This is a genomic window from Hymenobacter sp. ISL-91 (genome assembly GCF_018613725.1).
Taxonomy (GTDB): Bacteria; Bacteroidota; Bacteroidia; order Cytophagales; family Hymenobacteraceae; genus Hymenobacter.
In genome coordinates, this window is sequence record NZ_JAGGPS010000008.1 from 30904 (window position 1) to 48489 (window position 17586).

The window sequence follows — 17586 nt, forward strand, 5'->3', positions numbered from 1 at the left end:
TCAGCATGACAGTTCTTCTACCCTTTCAGCAGCGCGTTCTGGAGCTGCTGCTGGGCGGGTGTAGCGGTGGGCAGGGTTTCGACCAGGTTTTTCACTTCCACCTCAAACTCGCGGGGAGTGGCCTGGCGCTCCTGCACCGGGCCTTTGCCGTGCCTGAACCGGAGGCGCACGGCGGTGGCCGTGGTGGGCTCTACCAGGGGGCGCAGTAGCTGCTCGGCGTTCTGCATGGTTATCGGCTGGCCATCCACGGCCACAATTACGTCGCCCTCGGCCAGGCCAAAGGCGTTCTGGTCGGCCTGGGTCTGGGCGGCCCGAAACTGGTCGAGGCTTTGGTCGTAGGCGAAACCGAGCTTACCAAAGGCCTTAATGCGCGCCGGAGCCACGGGCTCGTAGCGCCAACCCATTTTGCCGAAGTACTCGGCCAGCGGCAGCGGCTCTGCCCCCTGCACGTAGCGGCGGAAAAACGTCCCGATTTCGGGGCTGGTGAGGGCCACGATTTCGGGGATGAGCGCGTCGTCGTCGAACGAGCGGGTGGGGCCGTACTTCTCGCGCAGGGTCAACAGCACGTCACGCAGAGTTTGGCGGCCCTGGCTCAGTTCGCGCAGCCTGATGTCGAGCAGCAAACCCAGCAGCGCGCCTTTGTTGTACACGTTCTCATACATGTCCTTGTAGGGCGGCTCCAGAATGAGGCGGCTCATCTCGGTAAACGAAACCGGCGGGCCATAGCTGGCGTCCTTGTCTATTTTGCCCTTCATGCGCGCCTGAAACTCGGCGGGCGAAATCAGGCCGGCCTGCACCTGCACCTGCTGGGCCACGTACTCGGTTACGCCCTCGTACAGCCACAGATGCTGCGACATTTTGGGGTTGCGGAAGTCGAAGTCGCCGATTTCGCGCGAGTGGATGTTGAGCGGGGCCAGCATGTGCAGAAACTCGTGCGAAGCCACTTCCAGCACCATGCTCTGCAAGCGGGCCGGGTCGGGTATTTCGGGCAGAAAGTAGAGCGAGGAGTAGCTGTGCTCCATGGCCCCGTAGCCGCCGTTTTCGCTGTTCAGGGCCGAATTCTGGCTGGGGAAGTAGAAGAGGAACTGGTAGCGCGGCACCGGCATCCGACCAAAGTACTTGGTCAGCGCTTCCGACATAGGCCGTAGCATCCGGCTCAGGTCGGCCGCCTTCACGGCCCCGGTTTCCGAGAGTACCGCCACTGAAATGCGGGCCCCGCCAGTGCTGAAGCTGGCCGTATCGGGCCTGGCATACAGCACGGGGCCGTCGGCCAGCGTCACGTAGTCGGGGGCCATAAGCACGTCGCGGGTGAGCGAGGCGCGGCGCACGGGCAGGGCGGTGGCTCCGTAGAGGTCGGCGGGCTTCTCAACGGTTACTTCATAGGGCTGCAGCTTGTAACCCTCGAAGTAGCCGTAGAAACCGTAATGGTTGAGCGTGAAGTTGCGGCCAGCGTCGATATTGGTACCGCCGGGCTGAAAGACGAACTGGTCGTCCTGCTTGGCATCCCAAGTGTCGTCCACCAGGTATTCGAGGCGGGCCAGTTGGCGGGCGTTGCTAATGACGAACAGGTTGGGGCCGTCGTTGCGTACCTTCAGGGCCTTGCCGTTCTTATCGAAGGCCTTGAAGCTGGTGATAAAGCGCCCGTAGTCCTTCTTGGAGTACGAACCGGGCACCACCGCAGGCATCACGTAGGTGGCCTGCTCCTCCTGCAGAACGGGCGTCTGAATAACCACCTTCACTCGGTCGTTGACTACGCGCGCGAAATCGAGGTTGATGCGGTAGCCGGCGGGCTGCTGAGCCAGCGCCCCCACGGCTGCCACCAGGTTCAGCCCGAGGGCCAATGGCAAAAATTTCATAGTACGCAGTAGAATAGCAGGCTAACGCCCTCACGAAGGTACGTAGTGTCTGAACGTCATTCAGAGCGCAGCGAAGAATATCGCGTGCTGACGTTGCAACAGTAATCCAGCGTCAGCACGCGAGATTCTTCGCTGCGCTCTGAATGACGTTCCTTTACGCTCTGCCTAGCTTGCAGCTTGTGGCTGACAGCTTATAGCTCCAACGTATGAACCTCAAAGAAACCGCCCGCCTCGTGCTGGCTCTATTTTTCCTCACGGCCGGCATCCTACACTTTCTGCGCCCCGATGGGTTCGTGCGCATCGTGCCGCCCTACCTGCCCAACCCGCTGCTGCTGGTACAGCTCAGCGGCGCCGCCGAAATAGCGGGGGCGCTGGGGTTGCTGGTTCCCGCCACCCGGCTTTGGGCCGCCTGGGGCCTCATGGCGCTGCTAGTGGCTGTGTTTCCGGCCAACGTGTACATGCTGCAAAGCCACGGCGCAGGTATGCCCGTGCCCGAGTGGGCCCTCTGGCTACGCTTGCCATTGCAGTTGGGGCTGATGGCGTGGGTGTGGTGGGTGCGGCGGTAAACCTTTTTGCTCTACTCCTCCCAGCGAATATCCTTCAGCTTGAGCTGCAACGATTTCACGCCCCGATACTCGTTGATTTCGACGTTGTAGCAAACGCTGAACGGTTCGCCCCCCTGGATACGCTCGAGGTGGTCGCCCATACCGAAGCCGATGGCTTCGAGGCGGTGGCGGCCCCCGTTTTGGGTGAGGGCAATCTTAAGGTGGGAGTTGCCCACGATGCGTGCCGAGTCGGGGGCGGCGGTTACGTTTTCGGAGGCGAAAACCGGGTTGGCGTTGCCGGGACCGAAGGGCTCCATCTGGTTCAGCAGCTTGTAGAACGAGGGAGTAATATCATGTAAGGCAACGGTGCAGTCGATATCGACGGGCGGAATAAGCTGCTCGGGCGTGATGCGGCCGGCTACGATGCGCTCGAACTTCTGCTGGAACAGGGCTACGTTTTCGAGCGGCAGCGTGAGGCCGGCGGCGTACATGTGGCCCCCGAACTGGTCGAGCAAATCGGCACACTCCTCAATGGCCTGGTGCACATCGAAGCCCACCACCGAGCGAGCCGAGCCGGTGGCTTTGCCGTTGCTTTCGGTGAGGATAACGGTGGGCCGGTAGTATTTATCGATGCAACGCGAGGCCACAATGCCCACTACACCCTTGTGCCAGTCGGGTTTGAAGAGCACGGTGCTGCTGGCAGCCTGCAGCGCAGCATCATCCTCAATCATAGCCAGCGCCTCCTTTGCGGTACTGGTATCAACGGTGCGGCGTTCCTGGTTGGTTTTGTCGACGACGCCGGCCTTTTCTTTGGCCTGTTCGGCGGTGCCAGCCAGTAGCATGGCCACGGCGCGCTTGGCGTCGCCCATGCGGCCGGCGGCGTTGATGCGGGGCGAGAAGCCAAATACCAGGCTGGTAATGCTCAGCTCGGTGTCGCGCAGGCCGGCCAGCTCGCGCAGGGCCTCGAAGCCGGGTCGCTGGGTGCGGGCGCGGTCATTCAGCAGGCGCAGGCCGTGGAAAGCGAGGGTGCGGTTTTCGCCATAAATGGGCACGATGTCGGCGGCAATGGCCACGGCCACCAGGTCCAGCAACTCGTAGAGGTCGTCTTCGGGCAGGCCTTGGTGCTCGGTGAAGGCCTGCATCAGCTTGAAGCCCACGCCGCAGCCGCACAGCTCCTTGAACGGGTAGGCGCAATCGGCGCGCTTGGGGTCGAGCACGGCCACGGCGGCCGGCAGCTCAGCGCCGGGTAAGTGGTGGTCGCAGATGATGAAGTCCACGCCCCGCTCGTTGGCGTAGGCCACTTTCTCCACCGATTTCACCCCGCAATCGAGGGCAATGATGAGCTGAAACTTGCTCTCCGTCGCGAAATCAATACCGGCCTCCGATACGCCGTAGCCTTCTTTGTAGCGGTCGGGAATGTAGTAGTCGATGCGCTCGGGGCCGAAGAAGCGGAGCAGGTAGCTGTACACCAGGGCCACCGAGGTCGTGCCGTCCACATCGTAGTCGCCGTATACCAGTACCCGCTCGCCGCCGTGCAGCGCCTGCACGAGCCGGGCCACGGCGCGGTCCATGTCGCGCATCAGCAGCGGGTCGTGCAACTGGCCGAGGTCGGGCCGGAAGTAGCTGCGGGCCAGTTCGAAGGTACCAATCTCGCGCTGGCACAGCAGCCGCACAATGGCCTCGTTTACGCGCAATGCCTGGGCCAGGTGCGCCACCTGCTCCGCCTCGGGCGCCGGCTTGCGGATCCATCGTTTCTTCATCACAGCTAATGCAGATTTTGCAGATGACGCAGAGGCAGGCGAACCGTTCGGCGGGCCGCTGCCACAACGCAGGATACCAAAAGTACCCAATAAAAGCACAGATGTTGCAGCAGCAACGCCTAGTCTTTACTGCACATCGCCGCGCAGCTGGCGGAAACGTTTACGGGCCTCGGCTACGTAAATACTGCCGGCGTGCCTGGTGATGAGCTGCTGGTAGAGCAGCTGAGCCTTCTCACGGTCTTGCAGGCTTTCTTGCTGAATGCTGGCAGCCAGAAACAGGGCGTCGTCGCTGAGCACGTCGTACTTGGGGTTGGCCGTGATGCGCTCCAGGGTGGCCAGGGCCCCGGCATAGTCGCTGGTGCGGCGCTGCAGCTGGGCTTTCAGGTACCAGGCTTCGTCCTGCAGGGCGTGGCCGGGATACTTCACCAGCAGCGCATCGAGGCCGCGCAGTGCTTCGGGCAGCTTGTTCTGGAACACGAGCTGCTCGATGGCAGCGTAGTCGCGCAGGGCGACGCCCGAGGTATCCTGGGCCGTATTGTCGGTGATGAGCAGGCTGAGCTGCATGGCATCGTTGGCAATTTCGCGGGTGGTGGCCTGCTTGAGAATATCGAGGTGCGATTTGGCCAGCTTGAAGTCGCCGGCGAAGTAGCTGAGGCGGGCGTTGCGCAGCTTGGCATCGTAGCCCAGCGGCGTATCCTTGTGCGACTTCTCGACCTGAGAATACAACAGCGTAGCCTCCCAGGGCTCGGCCCGCAGCACGTATATGTCGGCCAGGTCGATTTTAGCCTGATCCACCACGTCGGAGCTGGCGCGGGGCATGGCAATTACTTCTTCCAGCAGCTTCATGGCCGGGGCCTGCTCGCCGAGCTGGAAAGCCAGCAGGGCAGCCATGCTGCGCAGCACGGGCGCCGTTTCGGGCGTGCGGCCCAGGTCGCTGAGTACCTGCTCGTATTCCTTCAGCAGGCCCCGCAGCTGGGTTTGGTTTACGGGGTAGGTGTTGCGCACCTGGTCTTCGCGGGTTTGCACGAGGCGCTGGCGGGCCAGGGCATAAAAGGGCTGGCCGGCGTACTCGCGGGCAATGTACTCGAAGCCGGCAATGGCACTTTCGTAGTCTTTGTTGCGGCGGGCAATTTCGGCCACTTCCAGCACCCGGCGGCCCTGGCTGCGGCCGCGCCGGTCGAGGGCCTTGGCCTGCACCAGGGCCCCAATAAAGTCGCGGCGCTGCACCTGCAGCCACAGCAGCAGCTCGCTGTACACGGCGCGGTCGGGGTTGCGCTGCACCTGGGTCAGCAGCTCCTTTTCGAGAGTAGCAAAGGCGGCTTCATCCTGCAGGTTGTTCTGAAGCATGTTACGCACGAAGGGCAGCTGCTGCTCATCATCCTGCACGAGGCGCAGGGTTTCCACCAGCACCATATCAGTCAGGCCCCGCTGGGTGTAAATGCTGATAAGCTGGGGCGCATACTCGGTTTCATTGCCCGCCAGCTGCCGCCCGCGCAGGTAGGTGCGGACCGTCCAGGCGGGCAGGTTGGCCTGCTGAAAGCTGGTCGCCACGGGCACTACCTGATCGGGGTTGAGCAGCTGCACGACCCGTTCCCACTGCTTAGCAGCCGCCGCCGGGTCGCCGGCCGCGGCCGAAATCAGGCCCAGCGTTACGCCCAGCGTCTGGTCCTGGGGGCGCTGCTTGATGGCGCGCTTCACCAGCTTCTCGGCGTCTTTAGTGCGCTTGAGGGCCTGGAGGGCGGCCAGGTAATCGGGCAGCACGTTGGGGGCCGTCTGCTCGTCGGTGCGCAGGCGGCCGAACAGGTAGGCGGCCTTCTCGTGCTCGCCCTTGCGCTCGTACTCGCGGGCCAGCTGAATGCTGCCATCATCGGGGGCCTGGGCCCGGGCGGCCGGGACTACGGCCAGCAGCGCCAGCAGGCCGGCGCTGCCTATCAATCCACGCATTCCACGCAACGGGTTTTTCATGCAGAGCTAACGAGATGAAGCGGCCGGAAAGTGCCGGAAGGAAATTCAGGAAGCAATGTTGTTATTCTAAAGATACTGTCATCCTGACGAAGGAAGGACCTTACCCTGCAAAACTGAACCAGTATTCTGGTCGGTCTTGCAGGATAAGGTCCTTCCTTCGTCAGGATGACATGACAGGCAGTTCGCACTGCTCCGTCACCTCTGTTCTACGCCCTAAAAGAACTTGGCGCGGTTGTCTTTCACGTCGGCGTTCTGCTTGAGGGCTTCAAAGATGAGGCCATCGGTGCGGGCCGCGCGCTGGGTGGTCAGCTGCTGGCGGGCGGCGGCTACGTCGGTGGTCGGGGGAGCGGGCTGTACGCTGGTGGGCTCTACCACGAACACACCTTGCTCGCCGGCAATCGGGGCCGACTTCTGGCCTACTTTCAGCCCGAAGGCCCGACCCACCGCAATTGGCTCGCTACCTACACCGGCAATCATGCTCTGCCCCAGTACTACGTTGTCGGCCGTTTTCACCTGAGCGGCGGGGCCGTAGGCCTGCGCCATCTGCTCGAGCGTGCCTTTGGAGGTGCTCAGCTTCTGCTTGATTTGCTCGGCCTTCAGCTCGTTGCGCACCTGGGCTGTAATTTCGGGCTTGATGCTGGCCAGGTCGGCCGTACCCTTGCTCCGCTCGCCCGTGAGTACGGCTACTACGTAGGTGTCGCCGATTTCGAAAACGCGCGATACGTCGCCGATTTCTTTAGCACCGGGGCCTTCCGAGTCGTCGGCGCCGTAGGCCCAGCGCACCAGCGCACGGGCATCCTGGAGGTTGTTTACGGCCTGGTCGCCGCGACCTAGGTTTTTAGCTTCGGTTTTCTGCAGGCTCTTGTCGGCAGCTACCGCCTTGCGGAACGACTCCAGGTCGGTGGCCTGGCCTTTTAGCTCCTGGGCCTTGTTGTAAGCCGCGTCGCGGGTGCCCTCGGTGGGCTGAATGCTTTTCTGCACCGTGGCCACGCGGTAGGTCTGCTTGGTGGGCGCGGCGGTTACCTTGATGATGTGGTAGCCAAACGAGGTCTTCACGAGGTTGGGCAGCAGGCCGAGCGAAGAAGCGCCGAACACGGCCTTCTCGAACTCGGGCACCATGCGGCCCTGCTGGAACCAGCCCAGGTCGCCGCCGGTAGCGGTGGTACCATCCGAGCCATACTGGCGGGCCATGGCAGCGAAATCGGCACCGCCCTTAATCTTGCTGAGCACTTCCGTGGCCTTGGCCTTAGCGGCGGCATCGGCCTCAGGCGTGGTGCCTTCGCTCTTGATGAGGATGTGGCTGGCGCGGGCGGCAGCCTGGTCGCCGGTTTTCTGGCCGGTTACCTTGTACAGCGAGTAGGTGCCGTTTTCGGCGTAGGGGCCGTATACTTTTCCTTCCTGCAGTGGCAGTTGCTCGCGCAGTTTCTCGGGCATGTCGGCAGCCGTGAGGTAGGCCGGGGCAACCGGATTGTCGGAGTTGAGCTTCACGAATACCGAGTCGGCGGGGGCGGCGGCAAACTGGGTAGCCAGCTCATTCACCGTTTTACTGATTTCGGTGCTGTCTTCCACCGAAGCCGTAACCGGAATGGATACGTACTCGATGCTGCGGCCATCTTCTACCTTAAAGCGGCCCTGGTTTTTATCAATATAGGCCTGCAGCTGCTCGTCGGTTACTTTCACGCTCGAATCGGAAAGGGCGAAGTAGGGCACGAACAGGTAGCGCAGGTTTACCTGGGCCATCATGCCCTCGTTGAAGCGCTTGGCTTCGGCCGAAGTTACGTAGGTGCTCATTTTGAGCAGGTTGGTGTACTTCTGGCCCAGGCGCTCGGGGCGCAGGTTCTGCTCGAAGTTGGTGAAGGTGGCCTGTGCCTGCGGATCTTTATCAAGGTTACGCAGGTAGGTCTGCAAATTTGCTCGGCTGAACTGGCCCGTGGAGTCAGTAAAAGCTTGGCGGATGCTGGGGTGCAAGTTGTTGATGTTAGTGCCCTGCACCATCTCGTAGATTTCATCGTCCGAAACGGTCAGGCCCAGCTTCTCGAACTGCTTCTGGAAAGCAATGCGGTAGAGCAGCTGGTTCCAGGCCTGCTCACGCAGGTAGCCCATGGCCTGCTCGTCGGGCTGGCGGCCCTGCTGCTGAATGAAGGCCTGCTTGGCCTGCTCCAGCGTGGCGTTGAATTCGTCATAGTCGATTTCCTGCCCTGCAATTTCACCCACCGAGCGGTCGGAGCGGCCAAAGAAGCTGTTCTGCCCCGTAAACAGGTCGCCGCCCACCATAAACAGGAGCAGGCCGATGACGATAGCGCCAACTGCCCAGCCCGATTTTTCGCGGATTGTATTAATTAATGCCATGAACTTGAAAAAAAGCGCGGGTAGAAAATGGTGAATGAGGCGCAAAATAACCAAAAATGCCGGTCATTTGGTACATTCTCTGTCAGATAGATAAAGCGCCATGCCCTGGCCGGGCACAATAGGCCCTGGGCTGCTATTTCCGCTTCTTGGGCTTGCCGGCTGCTTTGCCGGGTTTGCGGGCCGCTTTTTTAGTTTCGGCCTTCCGGGCATCCTCGGCCCGCAGGTCGGCCTCCTTCTGGCGCTGGCGCTGATACCGCAGCCAGATAACGCAGCCAAAGGCGACCATATACAGCCAGTAGTTGTCGTAGAGGCCCTCCAGGCCGCCGGTAGCCAGCGTGCGGTAAGAGGCCACGACAAACGTGAACACGCCGAAAACCAGCAGTATGGTCCGGCTGATGCCAGGGTCCCAGAATCGTTTCATGGCTACGGAGCGGTATCAGTGGGTGGAGCTACGGGGGCGGCCGCCGGGGCGCCTTCCTGCATGGTAAACACGCCGGTGGGGGTTAAAATCCGGTAGCGCGAAAAGTCCTGGTTGGCCGTCAGGCCCCGGCCGGTAAGCACCTCGGTGGGCGTCGTCACCTTGATTTCGGTTTCGGGCTTGGTGTAAATGCTGGCCTTGTTCTGGTCGTAGAAAGCCTCCTCGGAATTCATGCGCTGCTGCTTGGGCACGTTGGTTACGCGCACGTCGCCGCGCATAGAGTACAGGCCCTGGTTGCGCTGGTAGCGGCCGTACTTGCCCGTGATGGTGTTGACAACCGTTTTGCCCGCTTCATCCATGAACGTGAGCTGCACGCCCTCGGGGTAGAGCCGGTCGCCCGACTCAAAACTCTGCTCCAGTGGGGCCGTCAGGCGCACGCGCAACCGGGCCGAGTCGCTGACGAGCATGAGCACGTTGCGGGTTTCGATGGTTGGGCCCTGGTAGTCGATGGGCTTGGCTACTACCTCGTCGGCTTTGTGGCAGCCAGTGGCCAGCAGCGCCGCTGTGCCCAGCACCAGCCACCCCGGTATGCACTCTGCTGATTTCATATCTGGAGGAAATTGAACAAAGGATGAGCGGCAGCGGCGTCAGGTAAGCAAGTACCGGCCAGAAAATTCATCTGGCTCCACTTCTTCTTACTCCCCCGCCGCTGCACGCTCCTTCTCCGCTTACTCAATCCGGCGTTTGATAAACCAACGGTTGTTGAGCGTCACGCCCAGCTGCATCCGGATGTAGCTTTCCTGCACATTGCGCTCAGTGGTATTATCGGCGAGCCGGAGCACATCGGTGTTGCCGCGCCGCCCGTAGGTGAAGCCCAGGCTGACGGTGGTGGCATCGAGGGCCGAAGCCGAGGGCAGCGGCAGGGCAAAACCCCAGCTCACGGCCCGGTCGAGCAACACGTTGCCGCCGGGGCGGTACGGCAGCTGAGCCACGCTAAGGCCCACGCGGTAAGCAACGCGCTTGAAGTAGTTATCGACCGATGTAGGGTCGGGGGTGTATTCGCCGCCCACCGACCCGCGGTACGTGTCACTGAGCGCAATGTTCGACAGCCCGCCTTCCTGGCCAAACGATTTGAAGCGCGACCATTGCTGCAGGCTGCCGTCGAGGTTCAGGCTCCAGTTGCGGTTGTTGTCGAAGCTGATGCCCACCTGCGACAGCGCGGGCACCTGGGCTTTGCCCTTCTCGCCGCTGCTCAGTGCATTGGCGTTAATCAGGGCTCCGCTAGCGTCTTCGCGCAGAATATTAGTGCTTCGGTTGCCGTTGAGCTTGCTCTGGAAGCTGTACACCCCGCCCACGTTGTAGTTGAGCTTGTCATTGAGCTTGCCACGGTAATGCACTCCCGAGCGGAAGGTGAAATCGGTGTAGCGTACCTGCTGCTCGTAAATAGAGCGGCTGGCCAGCGCCAGGGGCAACGTAGCAGTGCCCACGCGGGTGCTGGCCTGCTGGTTGATGCTGCCAAACACATAAGCCGCCGACACGCCTACTACCAGGTTTTTACGCAGCCGTACCGCGTGGCTCATGTAGGCCTCGGCCAAGCCACCGTCACCTCTGTACTGGCGCTCCAGCTGGGCATTTTGGTCGTTGTCCACGCCGTTGTCCACCGTCTTGGACTCGTAGTCTACCGTGCTGTAAGGCTTGAGGCCAATGGCCCCAGCCCAGCTGCGGCTGATGGGAACTGCCAGGGTTATGTAGCCCAGCGTGCCGGTACCGGTACGCTGGCTGCTTACATTATTGCGTAGCGTTTTGAACTGGCCGGTGTACCCGGCCTCGAACGTAGTGCGGTTGGTGTAATACAGCAGCGCCGGGTTCAACTCGTTGACGTTGGTGCCATTTGGCGCCGCGACGCCCGTGCCGCCCATGCCCATTTGCCGCACGCCACCCAGGTTCTGGCTGGCATCGCCCAGCCCCAGACGCGAATAAGGCGAGTTGCCCAAGCCCTGACCCTGGCCCAGCGCCCCCGGCGTGGCAGCCAGCAGGCCCAGCAGCGAAAAACCGCCGGCCAGTCCAGCAAAATTAAGTTGCGACATGATGTACTAAAATTCGGTGGAGCCCAAGTAAAACCAGCTCCGGAACAACAAAGATAGGTCCTTTCAGGCGGGCACGGAAAAATGGTGCGTCGCCGCCGGCCAGCACCACGGCCAGCTTCGGGTAGCGGGCAGCGTAGGCGGCCAGCAAGCCGGCCACTTCGGCCACTGCCCCGTTCAATACGCCACTGCAGATGGCACTTTCGGTATCGGTACCGGTGAGGGGCACCTCATGCAGGCCATCGGCCGGCGGGGCTACCAGCGGCAGCCGCCCAGTAAACGCGTGCAGTGCCTTAAACCGCATGGCCAGCCCCGGCGCAATGCTGCCGCCCCGAAACACCTGCCCGCCTTCTACTACATCAAACTTGATGGCCGTACCGGCATCCACAACTACCACATCGCGCCCCGGCAGCAGCCAAGCCGCCCCCACTGCCCCCGCTAGCCGGTCGGCTCCAAGGGTATGGGGCGTGGCGTAGGCGTTGGCTAAGGGTATCGGCGTGGAAGCAGGCACAAACTCCAGCACCTGGCCCGGTACCAGCGCCCGCAGCTCGGCCGCCCAAACAGCCGTCGGCTCGGCCACCGATGCTACCACTACATGCTCGGGCTGCAGGCGTAGCACCGCCGCCCGAACCTGCGCGGGGGTCTGGGCACTGGCCCATTCCAGCAGCTCATCCCGCTCAAAGCAGCCGTACTTCACGGCCGTATTGCCAATATCGAGGGCGAGCGTGCGCAATGGGAGAAGGAAGAGATTGGAAGCTGAAAGCCAAAAGTAGCGAGAAGCTAAAAAGAACGTCATTCAGCGCAAAGCACAGAATCTCGCCCGAAGCCGTTGGTGTGTTGTTGCAACGGCCCCGAGCGAGATTCTTCGCTTCACTCTGAATAACGTTCTTTCTGGCAGCCGATAACTCCGGGAGCCGGTTTAGGCCCCCGGGGTTGCCTGCTTACATGAAATACTTGAGGCGGATAACTTCCTTCTCGTTGAGGAAGCGCCACTTGCCCCGGGGTAGGTCCTTCTTGGTGAGGCCGGCGTACTGCACCCGGTCCAAGGCTACTACATCGTAGCCGAGGTGCTCGAAAATGCGGCGCACAATGCGGTTACGGCCAATATGGATTTCCACGCCCACAAAGTGCGGGTTGCCGGCCACTACAGCCACGTCGTCCACTTCGGCCTTGCCGTCTTCCAGTTCCACGCCGGCCGCAATCTGGCGCAGGTCCTCTTCCGTCAAGGGCTTATCCAGTTCCACCTGGTAAATTTTCTTGTTGCGGTGCGAGGGGTGCGAAAGTTTCTGGGCTACTTCGCCGTCGTTGGTGAACAGCAACAGGCCGGTGGTGTTGCGGTCGAGGCGACCTACCGGGAAAACGCGCTCCTTCGAGGCACTCTTGATGAGCTCCATTACCGTGCGACGGCCTTCGGGGTCGTCGGTGGTGGTGAGGAAGTCCTTGGGCTTATTGAGCAGCAGGTACACTTGTTTTTCGCGGCTAAGGTTGGTTTTGCCGTACTGCACCGTGTCGGAGGGCTGCACCTGGTAGCCCATTTCCGTTACTACTTCCCCGTTCACTTTTATCTCGCCAGCGGCAATCAGCGCGTCGGCGTCGCGGCGCGAGCAGATGCCGGCGTTGGCGATGTAGCGGTTGAGGCGCGTCGAGCCTTCGGCGGTGTTGTCCTCCTCTTCGCGGCGGCGCTTGTTGCCCCGGTTTTTATCTTCCTCGTAGTGGCGCAGGTTCTTGTAGTCGGGTGCTTCGCCGGTTACCTCGCCCCGCTTGCGCTTGCCGGCCTGGTTCGAGTCGGCGGCGGCGGCTGGCGCATCGGGCCGGCCTGGGCGCTCGTCGTAAGCACGGCGGGGCCGTTCCTCACGCGGCGCACGTCGCTCGTCGCGCCCGAAGGCTCCGCGCGGTGCATCCGCATCATTGCGGCGCGCGGGCCGGTCAGCACCTGCCGGACGCTCGGAGCGCCGGTCGTCGCGCCGGTCGCGGTCGGGGCGCTCATTGCGGCGCTCGTCGCGGCCAAAGCTGCTGCGCCGCTCGCCACTGGCTCCTCCCCCGAAGCCAGAGGGCTTTCGGTCAGAATTGTCGCGCTGCTCCCGGCTGCCGGCTTCTTCGGCCCGGCGGGTAGCGCGGTAGGTGGCGTCATCCGAAAAATCGGGGTGCTGTGGGGCCAGGCTCTCGGGCCGGCGGTTGGGGTCGAAGGCACGGGCCGGGCGTACCGGGCGGTCGGGGCCGTACTCGCGCGAGCCCAGATGGTCTTCCTGCGGGCGTGGGCGCGGGGCTTCCCGGCGCGGCTCGTCTACGGCATTCGGGTTCCCCTTAATGAATTTGCGGTTCCGCTCACCAGGTTCTCCACGGGGCACCGACTGCTCGCCATCTTCCCGCCGGTAGGGCTGGCCTTTCCAGGTTTGCTTGGCTTCGAAGTTGCGTATCGGCCGCTCGTCGCGCTGGTCGCGGCGGTCGTCGCTCCGGCCGGCACTCCGCGAATCACCGCCAAAGCGGCTGTCACGCGCCGGGCGCTCGTCGCGGCCGCCACCGAAGCGGTTGTCGCGGGCCGGGCGCTCGTCGCGGCCACCGAAGCTGCCGCCACCGCTGTTGCCAAACTTACGTGGGCCACCAAAGCTGCCACCGCCATTGCCAAACTTGCGCGGGCTACCGTAGCCACCCTCCGCCGGGCGTCCGCCAAAGGCGGGTCGGTCGCTGCTGCGCCGCGAGTCGTTGCGGCCGGCGCCACCGCGGGCCTGGTCGCGGTTGGCCCGCTCCTGGCCGGGCTGAATGAATTTGCTGCCCGCGTCGCGGCTCGTAGGCCGGCTGGAGCTGGAGAAGCGGCCGCGGCCCTTAGGCGCGTCGTCGGAGTGGTGTTTCTTACCCATAATGGTGAAGCGTGCGTGCCGTATCGCTACGGTACAGATGAATGATTCGGGAGAGCTTACAAACAAAGCTCCGCGGAAAACAGTGCCCGGATTGGTAGCCTGCCCCCGCGCGGGGCGAGGTTCAGGCAGCCAATCCGGGCTGGTCTTTTAGTTGTCAGTTTTTAGCGGGCCGTTGTCAGGCAATGTTTCGGAGAACAACCTAATGACGGCCCGCTAAAAACTGACAACTGGTTTAGTCGCGACGGGCCATTTTGGCCTCAATCGAATGCTGGGTGTGCGGTACGGCGCGCAGGCGTTCCTTCTGGATAAGCTTGCCGGTACCGATGCATACACCATACGTACCGTTCTTGATGCGGACTAACGCGTTTTCGAGCTGCTGGATGAACTTCATCTGGCGCGACGCCAACTGGTTCATACTTTCCTTCTCAGCCGTGTCGGCGCCATCTTCCAGCACCTTCGATGAAGAGGCCGTGTTGTCGGTGCCCATGTCGTTTTTGCGGCTCAGGGTCTCCTTGATAAAGGAAACTTCTTTGCGGGCAGCGGTAAGCTTGTCCTGGATAATTTGCTCGAACTCGGCCAGTTCTTCCTTGGAATAGCGTAGGGGTGCTTCACTCATGATGGTAAAGGAAGATTATAGTGAGAGGGAGTGGGAGTGGGGATGCTGGGAGAAAATGATACCGACCAGCTGGCGCATCTGGTTGCTAAGCCGGCTAAACCGAACAGCAGCCGGGCCGGATTGGTTTGTTCAGTTGCTTTGCCAGAAGCCTGCTTACACAAGCTCCGCAGCCGCTCAATGCCGGTAATCGGCCGCAAAGCTACGGTTTTGTCGGCGGATTGCGCGCCCACCTGCCTAAATGGCAATGGCTCGCCCGTAGCGGACTACGCTATTACTCAGGGACAGCCGCCGCCCGGCTCACCGAACCGGCCCGGCATTTGAGCTTAGAAACCCAGCATATGAATGGCGGCCACTGCCCCTTCTACACCCTTATTGCCGTGTTTGCCACCGGCCCGGTCCCAGGCCTGCTCCAGCGTGTTGGTGGTTACGAGCCCGAAGATAACGGGCTTGTTGAACTTGAGGCCCACGTTGGTGATGCCACTGGCCACGGCGTGGCAAATGTAGTCGTCGTGCTTGGTTTCGCCCTGAATTACCACGCCCAGGCAAATTACGGCATCAATCTCGTCGTGCTGGGCCAGCAGCTGCGCCCCCAGCGTCAGCTCGAAGCTGCCGGGCACGGTGTTGCGGAAGATATGCTCGGGTTTGGCGCCATGCTTAAGCAGTGTATCGTAGGCGCCCTGGGCCAGCGTATCGGTGATTTCGCGGTTCCACTCGGCCACTACCAGCCCAAAGCGCTTCTCGGAGATGTCAACGAAGTGGTCGGAGGTGTAGTCGCTCAGGTTTTTGAGGGAAGTTGCCATTTGTTTTAAGCTATGGGTTTTTGAACTGTTAGCTATCAGCTGCTAGCTGTCAGCTTAAGTTCTGCAAGACAATTGTTTATCGAAAAAGCTACGCGCTTTTAATACAGCTTTAGAGCTATGTTAAAGGCGGGGAAACGCCCCATTACAAGGATAAGTGCATCGATTGGCTGTTTATATAAAGTAGAAAGGCGGCTCTAGAGCCGCCTTTCTACTTTGCAAAGCGTTGGTATCAAATACCTTATGCAAATTTTTATCCGTTAAGAGGGACGAAAGCTAACAGCTAATAGCTCTCAGCTCAAAAGAACCTACTTACCACTCAAACCTTCGGCGCGCGACTTGTACTGCTTGGCTTCGTTGGCTTCGGCGGCAGCGGGGTAGGCGGTCAGGATTTTGTCGTAGGCCGTGATGGCGCCGGCGTAATCCTTGGCTACTTCGCGGGCCGTACCTTCCTTGAGCAGGTAAGCGGGCGAGAAGTATTCGTTGGCGTTGTAGTTGGCGGCCTTATTGTAGTAGTCGGCAGCTTCCTTGGGCTGGTTGAGCTCCAGGTGGGCATCGCCAATCAGCGAGTAGGCACGAGCCTGCACTAGGTAATCGTCGGCGCTGAAATCTTCGAGGTAGTCGATGGCGGCCTTGTACTGGCCTTGCTTGAGGGCAGCCACACCGGCGTAGAAGCTGGCCAGGTTGCCGGCATCAGACCCGCCATATTCCGAAGCCACACGCTCCAGACCCAAATTGCGGCCGTCACCTTTCAGCGACTTCTGCAACGAGTCGGCTTCCCAGTAGCTCACTGCCTGGAACATGGCTGCCTGCCCTTTCTCGTTCTGCGAGTTGCGCCACATGTAGTAGCCGAAGCCACCCGCTACAGCCAGCACCACTACGGCCAGCAGGCCCAACAGCACGTTTTTGTTGCGGCGCACAAAGTCCTCCGACTCCACCAGCCGCATAGCCAGCGCGTTGGGGTCTTCCATCAGCGGGTGCTCGGGGTTGTAGGCTTGCGCAGGGGCGAGCGGGTCGGTGCTAACCACACGCTGCGGGCGGTTCTGCTGGCTTTTACCCGTAAAAGGAATCTTGGACATGGAAGTTGCTCGAAAAAGGGGCCGCTGGATGCGGCCGGAAAATCGTCCGGTTGCTTAGTCGCGGATGTATGGGTAGTCCTGCTGCACGTACACGTCGTGGTAAAGCTCGTCGGCCGTCGGGTAGTCCGACTTCTCGGCAAACTCCACCGACTCCTGCACCTGCGCCTTCACCTTCTCGTCGATGGCTTCCAGGTCGGCCTCCGTGGCCATGTTGTGCGTGAGGATGGTGTGGCGCACCGCTTCAATGGAGTCGCGCGAGCGGTAGTCCTCCAGCTCATCCTTGGTGCGGTACTTGGCCGGGTCGCTCATCGAGTGTCCCTTGTAACGGTAGGTTTTGAACTCCAGCAGCGTGGGGCCTTCGCCGGCGCGGGCCCGCTCGGCAGCGCGGGATACGGCCTCGTGCACTTCCTCCACGTTCATGGCATTCACCGGCTCGGAGGGCATGTCGTACGACTCGCCCAGCGTATACAGCTCCGTAACGTTGGAGGTGCGCTGCACCGAGGTGCCCATAGCATAACCGTTGTTCTCAATCACGAAGATAATCGGCAGCTTCCAGAGCATAGCCATGTTGAAGGCCTCGTGCAGGGCACCCTGGCGCACGGCACCGTCGCCCATCGAGCAGACGCACACGTTGCCGGTTTTGTTGTATTTCTCGGCGAAGGCAATGCCGGCTCCCATAGGTACCTGCGCGCCCACAATGCCGTGGCCACCGATGAAGTTTACTTCCTTATCGAAAATGTGCATCGAACCACCCTTGCCCTTCGAGCAGCCGGTGGCTTTAGCATACAGCTCGGCCATAATAGCGTTGGGCGAGGTGCCCAGGGCCAGCGGGTGAGCATGGTCGCGGTAAGCCGTAATGTGCTTGTCGTCCTTGGTCAGGGCCGAGACTGTACCGGCTACGCAGGCCTCCTGACCGATATAGAGGTGACAGAAACCTTTGATCTTCTGCTGGCCGTAGAGCTGGCCGGCCTTCTCCTCGAACTTACGCATGAGCACCATCTGCTCATACCAGGTCAGGTAGGTTTCCTTTGAGTATTCGGCAGTAGCCGGCGACGAGGCCTTGGGCGCATCGGTAGCGGCCTTGGCTTCTTTGTTTGCTGCCGTCTTCACGTTCTGGGGCTGCTGAGCGGTTTCCACCTTGGCCTTGCCTTTAGCAGGTGCTTTGGTTGCCGACGTTTTCTTCGCCGAATTGGAAGCCTTAGCCGTAGCCTGTACTTTCGTCTCCGCCATCTTAGTTTCGATTGTTCGCGTTTGGGAGG

At 61.5% G+C, this 17586-nt stretch carries 14 protein-coding genes; 1 reads left to right on the plus strand and 13 read right to left on the minus strand.

The window, feature by feature from the left end:
* Positions 1 to 17 precede the first annotated feature (17 nt).
* Positions 18 to 1856 (minus strand): peptidase M61, encoded by a 1839-nt coding sequence (locus J7E24_RS03765; RefSeq protein ID WP_215135263.1) that lies wholly within the window; start codon positions 1854 to 1856, stop codon positions 18 to 20.
* A 206-nt stretch (positions 1857 to 2062) separates the two neighbouring features.
* On the opposite strand from J7E24_RS03765, the gene J7E24_RS03770 reads away from it, so the two are divergent.
* Entirely contained in the window at positions 2063 to 2422 is a 360-nt protein-coding gene (locus J7E24_RS03770; RefSeq protein WP_215135264.1) for a DoxX family protein, read from the plus strand.
* A gap of 11 nt (positions 2423 to 2433) precedes the next feature.
* Here the strand turns inward: J7E24_RS03770 and recJ are convergent, their stop codons facing one another.
* The 12 genes from recJ to pdhA form a co-directional block, all read right to left on the minus strand.
* Entirely contained in the window at positions 2434 to 4161 is a 1728-nt protein-coding gene (gene recJ, locus J7E24_RS03775) for a single-stranded-DNA-specific exonuclease RecJ (RefSeq protein ID WP_215135266.1), read from the minus strand.
* A gap of 126 nt (positions 4162 to 4287) precedes the next feature.
* The gene (locus J7E24_RS03780) at positions 4288 to 6126 is read right to left on the minus strand and encodes a tetratricopeptide repeat protein (RefSeq protein ID WP_251047005.1); all 1839 of its coding nucleotides are present in this window, start codon (positions 6124 to 6126) and stop codon (positions 4288 to 4290) included.
* Between the two features lie 213 nt (positions 6127 to 6339).
* Positions 6340 to 8475 carry a peptidylprolyl isomerase gene (locus tag J7E24_RS03785; RefSeq protein ID WP_251047006.1) on the minus strand — a complete coding sequence of 712 codons (2136 nt, stop codon included), beginning with the start codon at positions 8473 to 8475 and terminating at the stop codon, positions 6340 to 6342.
* Positions 8476 to 8608: 133 nt separating this feature from the next.
* The gene (locus tag J7E24_RS03790) at positions 8609 to 8896 is read right to left on the minus strand and encodes a hypothetical protein (RefSeq protein WP_215135269.1); all 288 of its coding nucleotides are present in this window, start codon (positions 8894 to 8896) and stop codon (positions 8609 to 8611) included.
* 2 nt (positions 8897 to 8898) lie between these two features.
* Positions 8899 to 9501 carry an LPS export ABC transporter periplasmic protein LptC gene (lptC, locus tag J7E24_RS03795; RefSeq protein WP_215135271.1) on the minus strand — a complete coding sequence of 201 codons (603 nt, stop codon included), beginning with the start codon at positions 9499 to 9501 and terminating at the stop codon, positions 8899 to 8901.
* Positions 9502 to 9621: 120 nt separating this feature from the next.
* Positions 9622 to 10980, minus strand: a complete 1359-nt coding sequence (locus J7E24_RS03800) for an outer membrane protein transport protein (RefSeq protein ID WP_215135273.1) — start codon at positions 10978 to 10980, stop codon at positions 9622 to 9624.
* Positions 10967 to 11710, minus strand: coding sequence for a type III pantothenate kinase (locus J7E24_RS03805; protein WP_215135275.1), 744 nt, complete (start codon positions 11708 to 11710; stop codon positions 10967 to 10969). Before J7E24_RS03805 ends, J7E24_RS03800 begins: the two co-directional genes overlap by 14 nt.
* Before the next feature lie 208 nt (positions 11711 to 11918).
* Positions 11919 to 13835 carry a pseudouridine synthase gene (locus J7E24_RS03810; RefSeq protein ID WP_215135277.1) on the minus strand — a complete coding sequence of 639 codons (1917 nt, stop codon included), beginning with the start codon at positions 13833 to 13835 and terminating at the stop codon, positions 11919 to 11921.
* A gap of 232 nt (positions 13836 to 14067) precedes the next feature.
* Entirely contained in the window at positions 14068 to 14451 is a 384-nt protein-coding gene (locus J7E24_RS03815) for a TraR/DksA family transcriptional regulator (RefSeq protein ID WP_176897415.1), read from the minus strand.
* Positions 14452 to 14774: 323 nt separating this feature from the next.
* Positions 14775 to 15251 carry a 6,7-dimethyl-8-ribityllumazine synthase gene (ribH, locus tag J7E24_RS03820; RefSeq protein WP_019948742.1) on the minus strand — a complete coding sequence of 159 codons (477 nt, stop codon included), beginning with the start codon at positions 15249 to 15251 and terminating at the stop codon, positions 14775 to 14777.
* Between the two features lie 305 nt (positions 15252 to 15556).
* Complete coding sequence (locus J7E24_RS03825; protein ID WP_215135279.1) at positions 15557 to 16327, minus strand: tetratricopeptide repeat protein; 771 nt, start codon at positions 16325 to 16327, stop codon at positions 15557 to 15559.
* Positions 16328 to 16381: 54 nt separating this feature from the next.
* Entirely contained in the window at positions 16382 to 17557 is a 1176-nt protein-coding gene (gene pdhA / locus J7E24_RS03830; RefSeq protein WP_215135281.1) for a pyruvate dehydrogenase (acetyl-transferring) E1 component subunit alpha, read from the minus strand.
* Positions 17558 to 17586: the final 29 nt, after the last annotated feature.